The organism is Paraglaciecola hydrolytica (assembly GCF_001565895.1).
GTDB lineage: Bacteria > Pseudomonadota > Gammaproteobacteria > Enterobacterales > Alteromonadaceae > Paraglaciecola > Paraglaciecola hydrolytica.
In genome coordinates, this window is record NZ_LSNE01000002.1 from 260,461 (window position 1) to 279,530 (window position 19,070).

Consider the following 19,070-nt stretch of genomic DNA (forward strand, 5'->3'; position numbering starts at 1 on the left):
ACAGCTGTTTTAGTCACGAGCATTATGCCGACTGGGGTAGTAAATGATTTTGTAACCGATGCTTTGTTTGGTGGAGTAGGGTCGTTTTTAGTTTTTGTGCCACAAATAATGGTTCTGACTTTTGTCATTGGTTTATTGGAAGACAGTGGATATTTGGCCAGAGCCGCGCTAATTTGCCATAAGCCTTTAAGTTATTTCGGTTTGTCTGGACGCAGTTTTATACCTTATCTGTCAGGCCATGCCTGTGCTATTCCCGCCATCATGGCGGCCAGAACAATTGAATCTCCACGCAAAAGATTGATCACTATGATGACGATTCCTCTGATGTCATGTTCGGCACGTTTGCCGGTCTACGCCTTATTAATTGCAGTACTAATTCCCGATACTCAATATTGGGGGGGCTTGCTCAACTTGCAGGGTATTACCTTTTTCATTCTCTATTTTATCGGCATCATTACCGCTTTGTTGGTCAGTACCTTACTGAATAAATTGACTGATTTGGATAAAGACAAGGCTGAAATGCCTTTTATTTTAGAATTACCTACGTATCGTTTACCCCACTGGAAACCCTTGATCCATAGAGTATTAAGCAGTGCTAAACAGTTTATTAAACGCGCAGCACCGGTAATTTTTGTAGTATCAGTGGTGATTTGGTTTTTAGGTTATTTTCCACAAAATGGAGAATTACAATCATCCTATCTGGCTATGATTGGCCACTATATCGAACCTATATTTGCACCACTAGGGCTAGATTGGCGTTACGGCGTGGCAATTTTAGTGTCTTTCTTAGCTCGAGAAGTTTTTGTTGGCGCGCTCGGTACCTTGTTTGGTATTGAAGGAGCCGACGAAAATATCGCTGGTTTAGCCGAAAATATTCAACAAGATGGTTTGGCACTGGGCGCAGGTATAGGTTTAATGCTGTTTTATGTGGTGGCATTGCAGTGTGTAGCCACCGTAGCGACTATCAAAGGTGAAACCGGTAGCCGTAAAATTGCTTGGGGTCTGTTTGTTGGTTATGGCTTGTTAGCTTATGTGCTGGCTTGGCTGGCGGCGAGTTTAATATAATGATGTGACGACTTGTAAGCTACAGAAGCAAGTCGTTATCAATCTTCACAAAATGATCTGCGGCATTTACTAAAGATGTCGCGGTCAGTTGTGCTACGCCATAAACGATAGTGTTACACTGGTATTTTTGTTTTAGCGTTAATAACAGTAAATCAAAGTCACCGTCTCCCGATAACAAAACTAGTGTATCAATCTGCTCTGCGGCAATGAGGGCGTCTATCGTAATGCCCACATCCCAATCTCCTTTGGCTGAACCATCACTACGTTGGATATAAGGTTTCAACTTTACATCAAATCCAATATGTCTCAGTGCACTCTGAAATTTCTCTTGTTGTGTATCGCCTTTATCGATGGCATAAGCCTTAGCGATAACAATCTCGCCTTGTTGACTTATCTGCTGCCAGAATGCACGGTAGTTGAACTGCTTTGCAAAAGCATCGCGGGTGGTATAGTAAATATTTTGTACATCAACCAGTATGGCAATTTTAGGCATGATTCGTTTAAGGAATTGGGTATTTGTTGGGGGATGATACCATGCAAAAACCTGTAAAAATGGATAGGTAAATAGTTTTTATTAGCTATTGCTTATATGTCAGGCAGTCACTATACTGACGGCCGATTTGTTTACTCCTCTCACCAAACAAATCTTCAATGTTATGTCTCTCTCTGATCCGGTCAGCCAACATTAAAAAAAATAACAAAGCTGAATTATTGTACGGCGAATTTGTGGGCGTGATGAATAGCAGCCATTATACTGCTTAGCGACTCACCCAGATAAACCCTAATAGCGTTATCGTCAACACTGTAGTGAAGCTTCTTTTTCATTCTTGATCTTTATGCCTAGTGCTTTTTATCATGCTGATTGCATGTAGCCTTGGCGAATGATCTGTAAAATAGAGTTTTACCATGTCTTATACAACTTATCACGGTACACAGATCCGTGTAGTATGCCCAGTGCATGCTATATCTGTAAACAAACATAAAGTGGCTTTTGCTGATCAATGTGGTCAACAAATCGGTGTGTTTAATAACACCCAAGAAGCTAAAGCTTTTTTATCTTGGTTATTAACTATTCATTAAGTTTAATCAGTAGATATTAAGCAACAAAAAACCGGATTAATTCCGGTTTTTTGTTTTTTAGCGCTAAGAGCAGCTCGCAGTTTTGTAACCGTCTCTTAAGCTTGACTGGCTAAATAACTTTCGTAATCGCCTTTAAAATCAATCACTTTAGTTGGGGTGATTTCAATGATGCGGGTCGCCAGGGAGGATACAAATTCACGGTCATGGCTAACAAATATCAAGGTGCCAGCATAGTTTTCTAAGGCTAGGTTTAATGATTCAATGGATTCCATGTCCAAGTGATTGGTCGGTTCGTCCATTACTAAAATATTAGGGCGCTGCAACATGAGTTTGCCAAACAACATACGGCCCTGTTCTCCACCTGAAATGACTTTTACTGATTTATTGATGTCACTTTGCGAAAACAGTAAACGTCCTAATGTGCCACGCATCACTTGTTCGTCATCACCTTCCTGTGCCCATTGATACATCCACTCAACCAATGACATGTCTTTTTCGAAGTCATTGGCATGATCTTGCGCGTAGTAGCCAATATTTACATTTTCTGACCATTTAACTTCACCACTAGTGAGGGGCGTTTGTGCCATTAAACAGTTTAATAAGGTGGTTTTACCTACACCGTTGGCACCAATGATGGCAACCCGTTCTCCCACTTCAACCATCAAGTTCAGGTTTTTAAACAGTGTCTCATCGAATTTTTTACTTATTTCGGTGACTTCTAACGCGAGGCGATGCAACTTTTTAGTTTCTTCAAAGCGGATGAAAGGATTCTGACGGCTCGATGGTTTAACGTCATCGAGTTTAATTTTATCAATTTGTTTAGCGCGACTAGTCGCCTGTTTAGATTTAGAGGCATTGGCAGAAAAACGACTAACAAAGGTACGGAGTTCGGCTATTTGGGCTTTTTTCTTGGCATTGTCAGATAACATACGTTCACGAGCCTGAGTTGACGCCGTCATATATTCATCATAATTGCCAGGGAATAAGCGCAGTTCACCATAATCTAAGTCAGCCATATGAGTACAAACTGAGTTTAGAAAGTGACGATCATGGGAAATGATGATCATGGTGCAATTACGCTCGTTAAGCACGGTTTCTAACCAGCGGATGGTATTAATATCCAAGTTGTTGGTTGGTTCATCGAGCAACATAATATCGGGATCAGAAAACAATACTTGTGCCAGTAGTACCCGAAGTTTCCAACCGGGGGCTATTTCACTCATTAAGCCATAGTGTTGCTCGACTGGGATCCCCACGGAAATAAGTAATTCTCCGGCGCGAGCTTCGGCTGTATATCCGTCCATCTCGGCAAATTCAGACTCTAAATCCGCTACTCTTATGCCATCTTCTTCAGTCATTTCTGGATTAGCGTAGATAGCGTCACGTTCGGCTTTAACTGCCCATAATTCGCCGTGTCCCATGACTACAGCATCAATTACGCTATATTGCTCATAGGCAAATTGATCTTGTTTCAGCTTGCCTATACGCTCACCAGGATCGGTAGAAACATTACCAGAAGAAGGCTCTAGATCACCGCCTAGAATTTTCATAAAAGTGGATTTACCACAGCCGTTAGCGCCAATCAAACCGTAGCGGTTATTATTGCCAAATTTGACTGAAACGTTTTCAAAAAGTGGCTTTGCGCCAAATTGCATGGTGATATTTGCGGTAGTAAGCAAGGTAGTCTTTCCAAAGTTGATTAAATAGCAATGGCGCTACGGTTTATACTTACCGCAGCTAAAATTCGGCGCGCAGTATGCCATAAAAAAGCGTCTACTGCGAAATAAGCTGATCTGAAGGATGTGGCATTAATTACTGTAACTATGCAGCTGAATTATTGTCCTAAACAGGTAGGAATGTCTCTAGCTGGATAGATATTGTTGAGTACGTGATTTAACTCAAGCCATTGCTGAGCCATTTGGTTAGCCTGTTCTTGGGTGAGTATACTGCCTTGGGCTTTGAGCCTGTCTTCTTCTACTTTGGTGTAGTGGAATATGGTCATATCAATATTGGTTTTTGTACTGAATTCTGCATATAGATTATCCACATTTTTTTGTGAATCATCGACAAACAAAATGGCGTCAAAATGGCGTTGGGTTTTATCTAGTATGTAAGAAAGCATTTTTCCTTTATCCATACCTGATGTCATCATCACACCTTGTATATAGGTCATGTTCCGTGGCAATTTTTCTTGCAGCATTAGCGCTTCTTGGCCTTTAGCCCTTAACGCAGTTTGACTCATATCCATGCCAGCTCTGGTTAGCTCTCTCATGGTTGCAGAGCGACTAGTAGGGGAGCGTGAGGTCAAGGCAAATAAAGTGATACCTTGCTTTTGCCACTGCTGAATCTGCGCTGGCAGGTCATCTTCGGTTAACTGCATAGGAGCAAGTTCGTATAACAAGGTTATGCTATCTTCAAATAGACATTTTACTTTTTGCTCTACTGTTGGTTTGACACTTAGCTGCTCTCGTTGCCACTGATACCAAATATCACCGCCCAAATCACTCGTACTGGTCAACAAGGTATTGTCTATATCAACTACAATCAGCACATTCTGGCTGGAATAAGTTGATATTTTTTGTTTAGCTAATTCTGCAACGTCGTGAAAACGTGTGGTTTCAATGATTTTTACATTCGAAATGGCAGTATTTTGCGGTGCTGAACACGCGCTGGTAGCCATAAGTACTAAGCAAATTAAAATGAATTTTTTCATGTGCAGCTCAATTTTATGTTCGAATACGTTAAGGCTTTATAATACAGACTTTGGATGAATGGCTATGTTTAATATTACCTAGACTTAAACAACAAGTTGCTTAAGTCTAGGTATTGAAAAACTATTGATCGAGTGGGGTAGCAAAATCTTCTGATAGTTCAAAATCACCAATAACTTCAGTAACTCTGTCATCGACAAAAAAGATTTTCAATTCTTTACGAAAATCATCACCACGTTTTTTCATGCCTCGTTTCATTTGGTAGAGGTAGTACCAAGTATCGTGATCAAAAGAATCTTCTACCACAGGTTTGCCTAATACATAGACGACCTGTTCTTTACTCATATTGATGCGTAATTTTTTTACGTCTTTTTCATCTAAAAAGTTACCTTGTGGAACATCGATACGAAAGATCCAGTCGGCACAAGCTGATAACATCAATGAGGTGATTAATATCACCAGTATATTTTTGAACTTCATTATTATAAGGCTTCTCGGCGTTTTAAAATATTATCTATTTGCGTTGCCTGTTTTGACACAGGCGTCGCATCCTAACCCAGCCGAGTTGAAGCAATCAATGCTTAATTGTTATGAATTACTGATTTGTAGTAATTCTTTGGCATTAGCGATAGCTGACTCGGTCAAAGTGTCACCTGCTAATAGACGTGCTAGTTCTTCAATTCGTTCATTTTCAGCTAAACAAATCATATGAGTTTCAGTAGTAAGGCCATCACTGAACTTAGTTACAAACATTTGATTGTGGGCTCGTGCTGCTACCTGTGGCAAGTGAGTGACACAAATAACCTGAGTTTGCTGACCTAACTTGCGTAATAGCTGGCCAACAATTGAAGCTGTGGCACCGCTAATACCGCTGTCAACTTCGTCAAATATCATGGTAGCAACTTGGCTACTACTAGAGCCAATAACCTGAATGGCTAAACCGATACGGGATAACTCACCACCTGATACCACTTTGTCGAGATCATCTAAGGCCTGACCTTTGTTGGTTGATACTTTAAAACGCACAGCATCCAGCCCTAATCTATGTGGCGGATTATCAGTTAAATGACTGACTTCGATACTAAACTGTGCATCACTCATATTCATTTTACGAATATGCTGTTGCACTTGTTGGGCAAAACCTCTGGCGGCCTGTTGTCTGGAATCACTGAGTTTTTTAGCGGCCAAATAATAACTTTGTTCGCTGCCGGCTAGACGTTGTTTTAATTCATCTAATAAGTCATCGTCTTTGACTAGCTCCTGATATTCAGCAGCGAGTTGCTGGTGAAAGCCGTGAAGTTCTTCGGCAGGTACATGATGTTTGCGGGCTAAGTCTAAAGCCTGTGAAAATCTGGCTTCAACGGCCTGCATGCGCATCGGATCAATTTCCAGATGCTCGGTATAGGCACGTAGTTCTTTAGCCGCTTCTTCTATTTGAATGGCCGCTTCGTTGAGCATACTGACAATAGGCACCAAACTTTGATCATGTTCTTGTAATTCAATCAGGCGTTCTAAGCTATTTTGCACAGCCGACAGGGCATTAAACTCATCAGCTTCATATAGTTGATGAAAGCTAATTTGGGTTTGTTCTAACAATGTTTGGCTATGGCTGAGTTTTTTATGATCAATTTCTAATTCAAGAAATTCATCTTTGCCCAAGGCAAAATCGTCTAGTTCTTGGATCTGGTAGGCTAATAACTGGCAGCGATCGGCACGTTGTTGTTGGCCAGCTAACAGTAATTGATAGTGTTTTTGCTGTTCTTTTAAGCTTTGATAGCTAGTAGATACTGCAGTCAGCAAGTCTTTGTGTTCTGCCATTGAGTCAAGCAAATAACGCTGATGTTCATGTTTAAGGATTTGTTGGTGAGCGTGTTGACCATGAATACTTAATAAATGACCGCCAAGATCTTTAAGTTGCTGCAAAGAGACTGGGATACCATTAATAAAGGCTTTAGAGCGACCTTCAGACGATATTACTCGACGAATTAAACAATCGCCTTCATCGTCTAATTCATTTTTTTTGAGCCACATCTGCGCCGTATTTAATTGACGGATATCAAAACCTGCACTCACTTCGGCCTTGTCGGCGCCAGTACGAACCATGCCTACATCGGCACGATCGCCTAAACATAAACCCAGAGCATCAACCGAAATAGACTTGCCCGCGCCAGTTTCACCAGTGATGGCTGTCATTCCACTAGAAAAATCGACATCTAAGGATTTAACGACCGCAAAATTTCGAATCGAGAGTTGAGTTAACATAATTCACTTGCATGGTTATATATACAGTAACTGTAAATATAACCATGTGTTTGTAGACTGTCCAGTAGTGTTAATAAATATTTTTCCGCGATAGTTAGTCTACAACTTTAATACAACTTGGTACCCCAGTTGAGTTTGGTGCGTAATACATTGAAATAATTGTAATCTTTAGGATGGATCAACGACAAACGATTGGGGTTTTTACGAATGATTACCTCATCTCCAGGCAATACAGCGAGTACAATATGGCTGTCGCAACTGACTTGTAGGTTATCGTGGTTTTCAGGTGATACCTTCATTTTTATGGTGCTATTGGCATCGACCACTATAGGCCTGCTGCTCAAGGTATGCGGAAACATAGGGACTAAGGTAAGGGCATCAAGATTTGGCATTAGAATTGGCCCACCACCCGACAATGAGTAGGCTGTCGATCCCGTTGGGGTGGCAACGATTAAGCCATCAGAGCGTTGACTAAAAACAAAATGCTCATCGATGTACACTTCGAACTCGAGCATGTGGGCAACTTTACCGTGGTGTAATACCACCTCATTCACTGCAGAGTCTTTGCTTTGGATTTTTCCATTGCGAAATACTTCAACCTCCAGCAAAAAACGTTGTTCAGTAATGCAACCACCGGCAAAGATACTATCTAACTGTTGCTCAAAATCTTCGGGGTTGATGTCGGTTAAAAAACCCAAGTTTCCACGGTTGATACCTACCACCGCAACATTAAATTCTGCTAGTACTCTAGCTGCACCTAACATATTGCCGTCGCCGCCAACCACAATAGCGAGATCGGCTTGTTTGCCTATCTCTTTAATACTGGCAGATTCGAAACCATCTGAGTCAAGTTTATTGGCAGTATTTTCTTCAACTAATATTCTGCAGCCACGCTTTTTAAGGTAAACAATGATGGCTTTAAAACTCAGATTAGCGCCCTGATGCGCTTGTTTGCCAATCAATCCTACTGTTGCAAATTCCATAGATCACAATCTAAATATACCGTGGCGCTAGTATAAGCATGGCAGTAAGTGAATGTCATAACTTTATGCTGTGTTGGTTCAAAAAACGGGCGCTTACTTTTACGTGGGCAGGATTAGATTGACTCAGTAAGATGGATGTTTTTATAGTGGAGCATCGATATTTTTATGTAGTAGTAACTATGGGTCCTTTAATGATAGATGTGTCGGGTTATGAGCTGACACACGAAGAAATAGATATGTTGGATCACCCGTTAATAGGTGGGTTGATTTTGTTTACCCGTAACTACCATGACCAAAAACAGCTTAAAGATCTGGTTCGGCACGTTAGAATGGTTACGCGTAATGATATTGTTGTCGCGGTAGACCATGAAGGCGGCAGGGTTCAGCGATTTAGGCAAGGTTTTAGTTTGATCCCTGCAATGGGTAAATTGTATCCCGTAATTGACAGCGAAAATCCCGCTAAATTGATAAAAAGTAAAGTATGGGCTGAGCAATTTGGTTGGTTAATGGCAGCTGAATTATTGGCCTTTAATATAGACATCAGTTTTGCGCCGGTGCTCGATATTAACGGTATTTCAGAGGTGATCGGAGATCGTGGTTTTCATCAACAACCTAAACATATCGTGAGTCTGGCCGCTGAGTTTATTAAAGGTATGCACCGCGCAGGGATGAAGGCCACCGGCAAACATTTCCCCGGACATGGTAATGTAAAAGAAGATTCCCATATTGCGATGCCTATAGATAAACGCAGTCGTGCAGAAATCATGGCTTTGGATATGAAAATATTCAAAAACCTACATCAGCAAGGTTTGTTAGACGCAGTGATGCCTGCCCACGTAATTTATCCGGCGGTAGATGATTTGCCAGCAGGTTTTTCGCAGCAATGGATAGGGCAAATACTACGTAAAGAATTACAGTTTGATGGAGTGGTGTTTTCTGACGACTTATCCATGCAAGGTGCTGCTCAAATGGGTGATATTCTCACCCGCACTAATTTGGCAATTAATGCAGGTTGTGATATGGCTTTAGTCTGTAATTCACCCCAAAGTGCGGCTTATTTGTTGGATATTTTACCTAGCGATTTAGTGGTCAGTCAGCGCCCAGCTAGTCTAAAAAAAGGCTTAAGTAGTGACTTTAAAGCTTTGCAAAAAAGCGCGGATTACCATCAGGCCTGTGTTGCCCTTGAGGAGTTTTATGCCAGCCAATAACAAGTTTATTGGTGTAGCCATACTGCTAGCGACGATGTGTTATGCCACGCTCAGCTATTTAGGTTATAACCATGCTATTGCAGCAACCGCAGCGATCACCATATTAACCGCTACTTTGTGGGTTACAGAAGCACTGTCAATTCCAGTGACATCGATCATTCCTTTTTTTGCATTTCCAATGGTAGGTGTACTTGATCAGGCACAAGCCGCATCTGCTTTAGGTAACCACGTTATTTTGCTGTTGATGGGGGCTTTTATGTTGTCCAAAGCCCTTGAGAAATCCAATGTACACAGTCGCTTAGCTTTTTATCTGGTTAATCTAACGGGGGGCGGTAGTGCCAAGCGCTTAGTATTAGGTTTTATGTTAACCGCCGCTTTTTTGAGTATGTGGATATCTAATTCGGCTACCACACTGATGTTATTACCCATTACTCTTGCGGTACTCAAACATGTTTCTGATCCAAAACTAACCGTGGCGATGTTGCTGGGTATTGCCTATGCCGCGAGTTTAGGCGGAATAGGAACACCTGTAGGTACACCACCCAATATCATTTTTATGAGTGTTTATTTAGAAACCCAAGGTAAAGAAATCAATTTTCTTGAATGGATGAAAACCGGAGTACCTGTTGTCGTCATCGGGATACCGGTAATAGCGTGGTGGTTAACTCGCCACTTAAGCAGTGAGCAGCGTTTTGTTTTACCTAAAAGCGGTGCGTGGCAAAAAGTTGAAATAAGAGTGTTATGCGTTTTTGGATTGGTAGCGGTGGCATGGATGTTTCGTCCATTTTGGTCAGTTTGGTTCAACATGCCCTCTATTGGTGACAGTAGCATTGCTCTGGCAGGTGTAGTCTTGATGTTTTTAGTGCCAAGCGGTGAATTTAATAAAGAGCATAATGACTCCCTTACTGCCAAAACTAAAGGTAGTACTCCTGAATATAGCAGTTCGCCTAAACTGTTAGATTGGACGACGGCAGTGGACATTCCTTGGGGCATGTTATTGTTATTTGCCGGAGGTATTTGTATCGCTAAGGCCTTTGCGGTCTCTGGACTTAGTGAGTTAATGGGGCAGGGCTTAAGCGGTTTAGCTGGTTTACCAGTGCTGTTACTGATTTTAGCAATTTGTTTGTTTGTGACATTTTTAACCGAAATTACCTCGAATACCGCTACCGCTACTTTATTGATGCCTATCTTAGCTGCTGCTGGAGTTGCGGCTGGCATTGATCCTGCTTTAATAATGATGCCGGCCGCTATGAGTGCGAGTTGTGCATTTATGTTACCGGTTGCAACTGCACCCAATGCCATTGTATATGGCATGGATAAGTTCAGCATTAAAACCATGGCAAAAGAAGGTTTTATGATCAATATCATATTGGCCTTCATTATAACGGCGGTTAGTTACTTGACGCTTTAAATTACACTTTCTAAGCAATCGTATTTACTGCAACCAACTAATTTAAATAAAAAAGCCCGCTATGTATGACATTGCGGGCTTTTTTATAAGTCTTGAGTTTTAAACTTTGATGTCGTTGACACCGGTTTGGTGGTTAAGACTGCGAGCCAGTACAAACAAATAATCAGATAAACGATTGATATATTGCAGGCACACTCCTGGCACAGTATGTTCTTGCATAAGTGCTACTAAATGTCTTTCTGCGCGTCTGGTGACGGTGCGACAAACATGAGCTTGTGCCGCGGCAATGCAACCACCAGGCAAAATAAAGGTCGTTTGCGGGGCTAAAATCGCCTGCATGTTATCGATTTCGATTTCTAATTGCTCTACGTCAGTTTGGCTTAGTTTGCTGTTGGCAGAGATGGCAAAACCAATCTGAAATAAGGCCTGCTGAATAGTTTGTAGTGGTCGAGCCGCTGATGAGTTGGTTTGTAAATTAATATAACTGTGCAGCAAGCCAAGGTGGGCATTGAGTTCATCTAAGGTGCCATAACAATCTAATACTGCGTCACTTTTACTGAGACGTAATACTTTATCTGCATAGATTTGTGTTTGCCCCTGATCGCCACCTTTAGTGTAAATTTTCATTAGTCATATTCTCAGGCAGGTTATTGCTCGCTCTTGGGCTCTTCAGGCCAGTTATAACGAGTGATATATACAACCATACCAAACAGCGGATGATCAAAATAATGCAGTTGTTTACTGATCACACGTTTGAATTGGTTAAAGTTAACACTCTGAAGCTGGTTGGCTTGACGGCTTTGACTACCCATCACAAAAGTGTTGCCCAAAGAATCATTTTCAACGACTAATGTTGGGTCAAAAACGGGCTGGCGGAAATCCAAATCACTTTCAATGTGCAAGTAGGGAGTGCGTCCTACGTTTTGCAGATAGACCTTAAATTTTCCGTCTAATTGCCAAATTGGTAGCTGGGTTAGGCTATCAGCAGAGTGGGCAGCATTGGTTTGTTGTTTAATGTTTTGGTAGTCAACCGCAGGTTTAAGCTCAAGATCTTGTTCATTGTTTAAAACCTGATGCAAAGTATTAAACAGCTCTGCATTTTGTTGATAAACAAGCTGATCTTGCTGTATAGCGGGATCTAGTAAACTGAGTTTTTGTTGTTCTGCATAGGGAATGTAAGGTGCGGCCTCAATGTTTAAAGCTGTCTTAGGTCTAAGATGGCCGTTAGCTAAAAAATCTAAACCATAGTTTTTGCCGGCAAAAACACGTATAGCTTGTGCTTTATCTTGACCAAACTTAACTTCTTGACGCCAACCCATATGCAGTATGGCTTGCAGGTCCCGTTGTTTATTAATGTCTTTAAAAAGTGAGGTTAAACTCAGTTCGCTTTGTGGTAATAAAAACGCCTGAGTTTTATGTTGCCAAGCCATACCATTAATTTTTATTGGTACGGCATCTAAACGAGCTAGAGGGTGGCTCCCTGACTCTTTAGGTTCAAATGGATTAGTCAGTAAGGCTAGTTGTTCATGATAAACACAAGGATAGTGTTGAGGGATTTGCCATTCAATCCAGTTTACGGAGAGGTCTTGGACATATTTCCTAGTACTAAACTTAGCATTATTGCCTGTTACAATATCGGTTTGCTCAGTATCTAACTGCTTAAGTTGTAACGTTTTTTCTGCAAATATGTCGTCGCTGGCAACCTGATATTGAAAGTCATCCTGTAGGAGATTGTTTGGCTTAACAGATGTTAGTTCAGGTTCATTTAAAGGGTTTACCGGCGCTTCAGGAAAGGCAAAATCTTGCTCATATTGTTGTTGAACTTTTTTTCGTTCAGAAACACGACAAAAGGGCAAACCGGCGTGTAAGTATCGTAAATCGGCTTGTAGATAAGGTGTAAGTAAATCAATAAGCTGAGTTGAAGGAGCCTTAATTTGATTATTAACAAATTTTTCTGATAATTCAGTGACACTGGTGTCGCGTTTAAAAATGACAACTTCAACGTCAAACCACCAGTCTTGTTCGGCAGCTAATACAGTTGGCATGGCGCTACAAAGTAGGATCGCTGTAGCGGCAAGTTGGCTGAGTTTACAAGACTTGATTCTAGGTTTTTTCTTGATCATTGGCAGGTTTACATCTGACATTAAGCTGCTCTTAATTGTTGGCTGAATTGGCTCAGAATATCGCTGATTAAAGTCAGTCTATCTGCCGCGGATTCTGTTGGTACACTAAATTTCAATTTTTGTGGGCCATCAAGTTTATAAATACGTGGTTGAGTTTGGATCAGGCGAATAATAAATCCGGGATCGATTTTAGTTTGTTGGGAAAACTCTACCACACCGCCAGCAGGGTAGCCCTCTATTTTGCTGATTCCAATAATTTTGGCCTGCAATTTTAAGTGGGCGATACTCATAAGGTTTTTAGCGGCTTCGGGTAATAAACCAAAACGATCGATGAGTTCAATTTGTAATTCATTAATCGCTCTTTGATCTTTGCAGCCCGCCAATTTTTTATAAAGTGATAAACGGGTATTCACGTCACCTATATAGTTATCTGGGAACAGTGCTGGCACTCGCAAATCAATATCGGTTTGTTTGGATAATGCGTCATCTAACGAGGGTTCACGGCCTTCTTTTAAGGCTTCGACGGCTTGTTCGAGCATTTCCATATACAAAGTAAAACCTATACTGGAAATTTGCCCACTTTGATCGTCGCCAAGTAACTCACCCGCACCACGAATTTCTAAGTCATGAGTGGCTAAGGCAAAACCTGCGCCCAGGGTTTCGAGGGACGAAATCGCATCGAGACGTTTAGCCGCATCTTTGGTAATACGTTTTGGATGAGGTGTTAACAAATAAGCATAGGCCTGATGGTGAGAACGACCCACACGGCCACGTAATTGGTGTAATTGGGCTAAACCAAGATGATCAGCGCGATCCATAACTATGGTATTGGCTGATGGCACGTCAATGCCGGTTTCAATAATAGTGGTACATAACAATACGTTAAATCGTTGGTGATAAAAGTCGGTCATGACTTTTTCCAGTTCGCGCTCGCGCATTTGGCCATGGCCAATGGCAATACGTGCTTCGGGTACTATTTCAGCGATTTCTTCTGCGACTTTTTCAATGGTTTCAACTTCATTGTGCAGGAAATACACCTGACCACCACGGAGTATTTCACGCATGATGGCTTCACGAATAATTTCGGTATTACGTTGTTGTACAAAGGTTTTTATGGCTAAACGTTTAGCCGGAGGAGTCGCAATAATTGATAAGTCACGCATGCCACTAAGTGCCATATTCAAGGTACGCGGAATAGGAGTAGCTGTCAGAGTTAAGATATCCACATCGGCGCGCAGCGCCTTAAATTTTTCTTTTTGACGCACGCCAAAACGATGTTCTTCATCAATAATGACCAAACCTAAATCTTTAAACTTAATATCATCCTGCAGCAATTTATGGGTGCCCACGACGATATCGACTTTGCCGTCTTTGATGGCTTCAACTACTTGTTTGCTGTCTTTAGCGCTGACAAAACGCGAGAGTACTTCGATACGGAAAGGGCAATTAACAAAGCGGTCCTTAAAGTTTTCAAAATGCTGCTGGGCGAGTAGGGTGGTTGGTACTAAAATAGCCACTTGTTTCCCCTGATTGGCGGCTAAAAATGCGGCGCGCATGGCTACTTCGGTCTTACCAAAACCTACGTCACCACACACTAGTCTGTCCATGGCATTTGACGAACCCATGTCCTGAATAACCGCATTAATGGCTTTTTGCTGATCAAGGGTTTCTTCAAAGGGAAAACTATCGCTAAAGGCTTGGTATTCATCCCAGGCAATTTTGTAGGCAAAACCGGGTTTGGCAGCACGGCGCGCATAAACATCGAGTAATTGCGCGGCTACATCACGGACTTTTTCGGCGGCTTTTTTCTTAGCTTTTGTCCAGGTATCGTTACCTAGGTGGTGCAAGGGCGCATGATCGAGATCACCACCACTGTAACGACTGATTAAATGCAAAGAGGCAACGGGTACATAAAGTTTGGCTTCTTTAGCATATTCGATAGTCAGATATTCGGTATTAACCCCGCCTACATCTAGGGTTTGTAAACCCAAATACCGGCCCACACCGTGATCCAGATGTACCACTGGCTGGCCTATAGTCATTTCGGCTAGGTTGCGGATTACCGCGTTTTCGTCAGTTGCTTGGCGTTTATCCCGCAGACGGCGCTGACTGATTTTATGCCCGAGTAACTCAGTCTCGGTGATAAACACCACAGACTGTTTGCCTTCACGTAAAATAAAACTGTGTTCAATCACACCTACGGCAATGCCCACAAGTACATCGGCGTTGATAAAATCATTAAAGTGTTTGAAATTAACTGGTTTGATATTGGCTTTGGCGAGGATTTCTAATAAACCTTCACGGCGTCCGGCAGATTCGGCACTAAATAAAACCCTAATTTTTTCTTTTTGCCACTGAGCAATACACTGTTTGAGAGAGGTCCATGGCTCTTTTAACTGAGGTTTAAGAGATATATCGCCTATGGCTTCAGTATTAAAACGATATTCTCCTGGTTTTTTATCATGAGTTTCGTTCTGTTTTAGTTGCTGGATTGCGACTCTGGGCCAGGCTTTAAATGCACCAAATAGTTCTTCATGGCGCATAAAAAGATCTGCCGGAGGCAACAAAGGGCGAGCTAAATTAAAGCGCAGTTGCTCGTAACGTTTATTCACGTCGGCCCAATATAATTCACAGGCTGAGCTTAAATCACCCAGCATCAGCACTAAGGTATCATGGTGTAAATAATCAAACAGGGTGGCGCTTTGTTTAAAAAATAAGGGCAAATAATACTCGATACCACCGGGCATCAGGCCTTTGCCTACTTGATAATAAATGGATTCTTTCGAGTTGTTGGCGTCAAATTTTTCAAGGTACTGCTGCCTGAATAATAAATTGGCGTCTTTGTCGGTCGGGAACTCTCGGGCCGGTAATAAGCGAATTTCATCCACTTTGTCGCCAGAACGTTGAGTTTCGGGATCAAAATGCCGAATGCTATCTACTTCTTCATCAAACAAATCAATACGATAAGGCTGGCGGCTACCCATGGGATATAAATCGATAATACTGCCACGAATAGAAAATTCGCTATGACTCATTACTTGATTAACGTGTAAATATCCGGCGCGCTCAAGACCGGAGCGGAACGAACTAATATCCAGTTTTTGACCGGTTTTTAGTAACAGTAAATATTTGCCGATGTAATCCACCGGTGCCATGCGCATCATCAGGGTATTGATTGGCACAATAAAAATACAGTGCTCGTTTTGGGTAAGGCGATAGAGAGTTTCTAGACGCTGGGAGACAATATCTTGATGGGGAGAAAAATTGTCGTAGGGCAGGGTTTCCCAGTCAGGAAATAACTGCACATCAATGGCTTGACCTTGTAAAAAATAATCCAGCTCTTTTTCAAGTTTAATTGCGGTGGGCGTATCTGCGGTCACTAACAATAAGGGACCATTATTCTGTTTAGCGGCCGTCGCTATAGATAGCGCCATGCTACTGCCGTGCAGATTGCTCCAATGAATAACATCATTTTTTTGTTTATTATTGTTAGCAGGAAGCGGTGGATTAAAAATACTTAAAGTCATTAATGTTGTTCGTTCTTTTGTTGCTTAAGTTTACGTAAATTAGCGGCTTGAATGTGCAGACTGGCGCGTACCAGTAAATCTTGGTCTTGCTCGCGTATACAGCGGTAAATCAATGATAGGTGATATTTGTTACCTACTTGTTCAGAGGCTATTACTTCTGCAAAACAAAATACTGCAGTGGACTCTTCCGGAATAAACAATTTTAATTCAACCAAAGTGGCTACCAAAATATCATCATCACTTTTAATGACGATGCCACCGCCACCAAACTTGTCACTAGCGTAATTGAGGGCCGTATCGTTTTCACGTTGCAAAATTAAGGACATCATCATATCAATTTTACGAGATTGCTGATTCAAAAATTCCACCAGTTCACTGGCGTGTTCTGATATTCCTCGTAAATGACGCACACTTTTACTTTCGATAGTTGCCAGTTCGCTGGCAATTTGAAAGGCATAGGGCATGTGTTTGATCAGCTCATCTGCTTCTGGCAATTCAAAATGCGAGTCCAATACTCGCATATTGACTTGTAAGCTGTGTTTGATCATGAAAAATTCTTCAAACTGCTGGTGCTTTTGTGCCAGAGTTAGATTTTGCATATGTGCTCCAATATAAATATGCGCTCCAAATATCCGCAGCGTGAACAAGGCAAATGCCATACTTGCTTGTGGGAGGCAAAACAAGCACGTATTATTCATTAACATTTGTCCGATACCAACAGTAAACCACTATTTATGTTTGATTTTTTGTCTTTTCGAGTAAAGCCCTAGATGCATTATCCTTTATCCGCCTTTGTAGGCTTACGATACGCCAAAGCAGCCAAGGGCAGTCATTTTATTGCCTTTATTAATTTTTTCTCGGTGGTAGGGATTGCACTAGGTTTAATGGCCTTGATTACGGTCTTAGCCGTAATGAATGGTTTTGAAGGTGAGCTCAAATTACGTAACTTAGGCATTACCCCTCATGTTTTGGTACATCATCAGGACGAAGATCGTGTTGGTTCTCGAAATTTTACTGTCTTCCCAGAAGTATTAGCTCAAGCAGAGCAAATCGATTACGAAGGTTTAATCCAGTCTTCTTCTGCCTTACAGGGCGTGATGATCCAAGGTGTGGACTCTCAGGCCATGCAGCAACACTCCATCATTGCGCAAAATATGTTGGTGGGCAGCTTAAATAACTTAGTTGCCGGTCATTATGGTGTGGTCATCGGCCATGCCTTAGCCCGTAAACTCAATTTGAGTATTGGTGAAAAGACCCGTTTATTAGCCGCCAAAAACAGCTTTTTTGGGCCTTTTGGACGTATTTATAATCAACGTATTTTTACCGTCGTCGGTATCTTTGATATGTCATCAGCATTAGATGACAAAGTGGTGTTATTAAACATCGACGATGCAGCAAAATTAATCCGCAGCCAAGTTGATAAAGAAAGCGATACCCGTTTGTTTTTAGATGATGCCTTTAGCTATTTATCTGTGGTGCAACAACTTAATGCTCAGGGCTTAAGCACCACCGACTGGCGAACTCAACAGGGCGCTTTGTTTGATGCGGTTAAGATGGAAAAAAACATGATGTCGTTGATGTTATTGCTGATCATCGCCGTAGCTGCCTTTAATATTGTTTCGGCACTGGTGATGGTCGTTACCGAAAAACAGGGTGACATTGCCATTCTCTTGACCCAAGGCATGACACGTCAGCAAGTAATGCAGATATTTTTATTTAACGGTTTATATAACGGCATTAAAGGTACTCTATGGGGCGTATTAGGTGGATTGTTATTAGTTTTTCAACTCAACAACATGATTGAATTGTTGAACATCCCTATTTATTTGGGGCCAAACGGTCAAGGTTTACCCATTCATCTCGAATGGCAGCAAGTAGTTTATTTAGTTGGAATATCATTGTTATTGTGTTTTTTGGCCAGTCTTTATCCGGCTTATCGCTCAGTCAAAGTTGAGCCTGCCAGAGCACTGAAATACGAATAGCCGTTTGCTTTTTATGCAGTTGGAGATGTGGTTGCCAAAACGACTTTGTTACGTCCGCCGTTTTTGGCTTGATAGAGAGCAACATCCGCACGGTGAATCAATTCATCTTGAGTGTGATCGAGTAGGCCAGCAAGGGCTACTCCGATACTCGCCGTAATATGTTTAACTACTGGAAATTCATTATTAGCGATAGCGCTACGGATTTTCTCGGCGACAACTATGGCTGCATCTGTTGTATTTGGTAACAACACGATAAATTCTTCACCGCCAAAGCGGGCAACAAAATCTGTTTCGCGTATCGAGTCATTAAGCAGTTGAGCAACTCGTTTAAGTACCAAATCACCAGTATTATGCCCGTGATTATCATTCACTCGTTTGAAATGATCGACATCAATAATAATCACCGCAAAACTGGCACCCGTTCGTTTATACAACAAGTATTCGTGTCGTAGTGCTTCGCTGATGGCCAATCTATTGGCTAAGCCAGTGAGAGCATCACTTCGCGCTAGTTGTTTTAAGTCTTCATTGGCAGATTCTAAGGCGAGGGTGCGTTCAGTAACTTTTTGCTCGAGGGTTCGATTAATCTCGGCGAGGGCATGTTCACGCATAACCAAGGTTGATGTCATGGTTTGTAGTGATTTGGCAAGACTATTTATTTCTGTCAGTTTGTTTTGGGTATTAAAATTAACTAATGCATCACCTTGTTGAATTTGCTTGG

General features: G+C 41.7%; 16 protein-coding genes. 5 read left to right on the plus strand and 11 right to left on the minus strand.

The window, feature by feature from the left end:
• On the plus strand, positions 1-1,065 hold a 1,065-nt coding region (locus AX660_RS01995; RefSeq protein WP_131811751.1), incomplete at its 5' end, for a ferrous iron transporter B.
• A gap of 19 nt (positions 1,066-1,084) precedes the next feature.
• On the opposite strand, the gene AX660_RS02000 is transcribed toward AX660_RS01995, so the two are convergent.
• Positions 1,085-1,558, minus strand: coding sequence for an NYN domain-containing protein (locus AX660_RS02000; protein WP_068371708.1), 474 nt, complete (start codon positions 1,556-1,558; stop codon positions 1,085-1,087).
• A 413-nt stretch (positions 1,559-1,971) separates the two neighbouring features.
• On the opposite strand from AX660_RS02000, the gene AX660_RS23150 reads away from it, so the two are divergent.
• Entirely contained in the window at positions 1,972-2,145 is a 174-nt protein-coding gene (locus AX660_RS23150; RefSeq protein ID WP_157884297.1) for a hypothetical protein, read from the plus strand.
• 95 nt (positions 2,146-2,240) lie between these two features.
• Here AX660_RS23150 and AX660_RS02005 read toward each other — a convergent pair whose 3' ends face one another.
• The 5 genes from AX660_RS02005 to nadK form a co-directional block, all read right to left on the minus strand.
• Positions 2,241-3,824 (minus strand): ABC-F family ATPase, encoded by a 1,584-nt coding sequence (locus tag AX660_RS02005; RefSeq protein ID WP_068371711.1) that lies wholly within the window; start codon positions 3,822-3,824, stop codon positions 2,241-2,243.
• Positions 3,825-3,979: 155 nt separating this feature from the next.
• Complete coding sequence (locus AX660_RS02010) at positions 3,980-4,858, minus strand: DUF2608 domain-containing protein (protein ID WP_201027387.1); 879 nt, start codon at positions 4,856-4,858, stop codon at positions 3,980-3,982.
• 121 nt (positions 4,859-4,979) lie between these two features.
• A complete protein-coding gene (locus tag AX660_RS02015) occupies positions 4,980-5,336 on the minus strand; it encodes an outer membrane protein assembly factor BamE (protein ID WP_068371716.1) in 357 nt (118 codons plus the stop codon).
• A 108-nt stretch (positions 5,337-5,444) separates the two neighbouring features.
• A complete protein-coding gene (gene recN, locus AX660_RS02020) occupies positions 5,445-7,118 on the minus strand; it encodes a DNA repair protein RecN (protein ID WP_068371720.1) in 1,674 nt (557 codons plus the stop codon).
• 107 nt (positions 7,119-7,225) lie between these two features.
• Complete coding sequence (gene nadK / locus AX660_RS02025) at positions 7,226-8,101, minus strand: NAD(+) kinase (protein ID WP_068371723.1); 876 nt, start codon at positions 8,099-8,101, stop codon at positions 7,226-7,228.
• A 179-nt stretch (positions 8,102-8,280) separates the two neighbouring features.
• Here nadK and nagZ point away from each other — a divergent pair, with 179 nt between their 5' ends.
• Both nagZ and AX660_RS02035 read left to right on the plus strand, forming a co-directional pair.
• The gene (nagZ, locus tag AX660_RS02030) at positions 8,281-9,309 is read left to right on the plus strand and encodes a beta-N-acetylhexosaminidase (protein WP_068372076.1); all 1,029 of its coding nucleotides are present in this window, start codon (positions 8,281-8,283) and stop codon (positions 9,307-9,309) included.
• Positions 9,296-10,720 carry an SLC13 family permease gene (locus tag AX660_RS02035; RefSeq protein WP_068371726.1) on the plus strand — a complete coding sequence of 475 codons (1,425 nt, stop codon included), beginning with the start codon at positions 9,296-9,298 and terminating at the stop codon, positions 10,718-10,720. The genes nagZ and AX660_RS02035 overlap by 14 nt, the downstream gene beginning before the upstream one ends.
• Before the next feature lie 99 nt (positions 10,721-10,819).
• Here the strand turns inward: AX660_RS02035 and AX660_RS02040 are convergent, their stop codons facing one another.
• From AX660_RS02040 to AX660_RS02055, 4 genes are read right to left on the minus strand one after another with little or no spacing between them, the layout of a single operon-like run.
• On the minus strand, positions 10,820-11,347 hold the full coding sequence (locus tag AX660_RS02040; protein WP_068371728.1) for a cob(I)yrinic acid a,c-diamide adenosyltransferase: 528 nt from the start codon (positions 11,345-11,347) through the stop codon (positions 10,820-10,822).
• A gap of 20 nt (positions 11,348-11,367) precedes the next feature.
• Positions 11,368-12,864 carry a CsiV family protein gene (locus tag AX660_RS02045; protein ID WP_068371731.1) on the minus strand — a complete coding sequence of 499 codons (1,497 nt, stop codon included), beginning with the start codon at positions 12,862-12,864 and terminating at the stop codon, positions 11,368-11,370.
• Positions 12,864-16,370 (minus strand): transcription-repair coupling factor, encoded by a 3,507-nt coding sequence (mfd, locus tag AX660_RS02050; RefSeq protein ID WP_068371734.1) that lies wholly within the window; start codon positions 16,368-16,370, stop codon positions 12,864-12,866. The genes AX660_RS02045 and mfd overlap by 1 nt, the downstream gene beginning before the upstream one ends.
• On the minus strand, positions 16,370-16,969 hold the full coding sequence (locus AX660_RS02055) for a hypothetical protein (protein ID WP_068371737.1): 600 nt from the start codon (positions 16,967-16,969) through the stop codon (positions 16,370-16,372). Before AX660_RS02055 ends, mfd begins: the two co-directional genes overlap by 1 nt.
• A gap of 171 nt (positions 16,970-17,140) precedes the next feature.
• Here AX660_RS02055 and AX660_RS02060 point away from each other — a divergent pair, with 171 nt between their 5' ends.
• Complete coding sequence (locus AX660_RS02060; RefSeq protein ID WP_068371740.1) at positions 17,141-18,352, plus strand: lipoprotein-releasing ABC transporter permease subunit; 1,212 nt, start codon at positions 17,141-17,143, stop codon at positions 18,350-18,352.
• A gap of 11 nt (positions 18,353-18,363) precedes the next feature.
• Here AX660_RS02060 and AX660_RS02065 read toward each other — a convergent pair.
• Positions 18,364-19,070: GGDEF domain-containing protein (locus tag AX660_RS02065; protein ID WP_162266402.1), on the minus strand; the 707-nt coding region annotated here is incomplete at its 5' end.

Excerpts from the sequence above, each read along its gene's own strand:
- AX660_RS02000 (WP_068371708.1), bottom strand. The coding sequence starts at position 1,558 with ATGCCTAAAATTGCCATACTGGTTGATGTACAAAATATTTACTATACC.
- AX660_RS23150 (WP_157884297.1), top strand. The coding sequence starts at position 1,972 with ATGTCTTATACAACTTATCACGGTACACAGATCCGTGTAGTATGCCCA.
- AX660_RS02010 (WP_201027387.1), bottom strand. The coding sequence starts at position 4,858 with ATGAAAAAATTCATTTTAATTTGCTTAGTACTTATGGCTACCAGCGCG.
- AX660_RS02015 (WP_068371716.1), bottom strand. The coding sequence starts at position 5,336 with ATGAAGTTCAAAAATATACTGGTGATATTAATCACCTCATTGATGTTA.
- recN (WP_068371720.1), bottom strand. The coding sequence starts at position 7,118 with ATGTTAACTCAACTCTCGATTCGAAATTTTGCGGTCGTTAAATCCTTA.
- nadK (WP_068371723.1), bottom strand. The coding sequence starts at position 8,101 with ATGGAATTTGCAACAGTAGGATTGATTGGCAAACAAGCGCATCAGGGC.
- nagZ (WP_068372076.1), top strand. The coding sequence starts at position 8,281 with ATGGGTCCTTTAATGATAGATGTGTCGGGTTATGAGCTGACACACGAA.
- AX660_RS02035 (WP_068371726.1), top strand. The coding sequence starts at position 9,296 with ATGCCAGCCAATAACAAGTTTATTGGTGTAGCCATACTGCTAGCGACG.
- AX660_RS02040 (WP_068371728.1), bottom strand. The coding sequence starts at position 11,347 with ATGAAAATTTACACTAAAGGTGGCGATCAGGGGCAAACACAAATCTAT.
- AX660_RS02045 (WP_068371731.1), bottom strand. The coding sequence starts at position 12,864 with ATGTCAGATGTAAACCTGCCAATGATCAAGAAAAAACCTAGAATCAAG.
- mfd (WP_068371734.1), bottom strand. The coding sequence starts at position 16,370 with ATGACTTTAAGTATTTTTAATCCACCGCTTCCTGCTAACAATAATAAA.
- AX660_RS02055 (WP_068371737.1), bottom strand. The coding sequence starts at position 16,969 with ATGCAAAATCTAACTCTGGCACAAAAGCACCAGCAGTTTGAAGAATTT.
- AX660_RS02060 (WP_068371740.1), top strand. The coding sequence starts at position 17,141 with ATGCATTATCCTTTATCCGCCTTTGTAGGCTTACGATACGCCAAAGCA.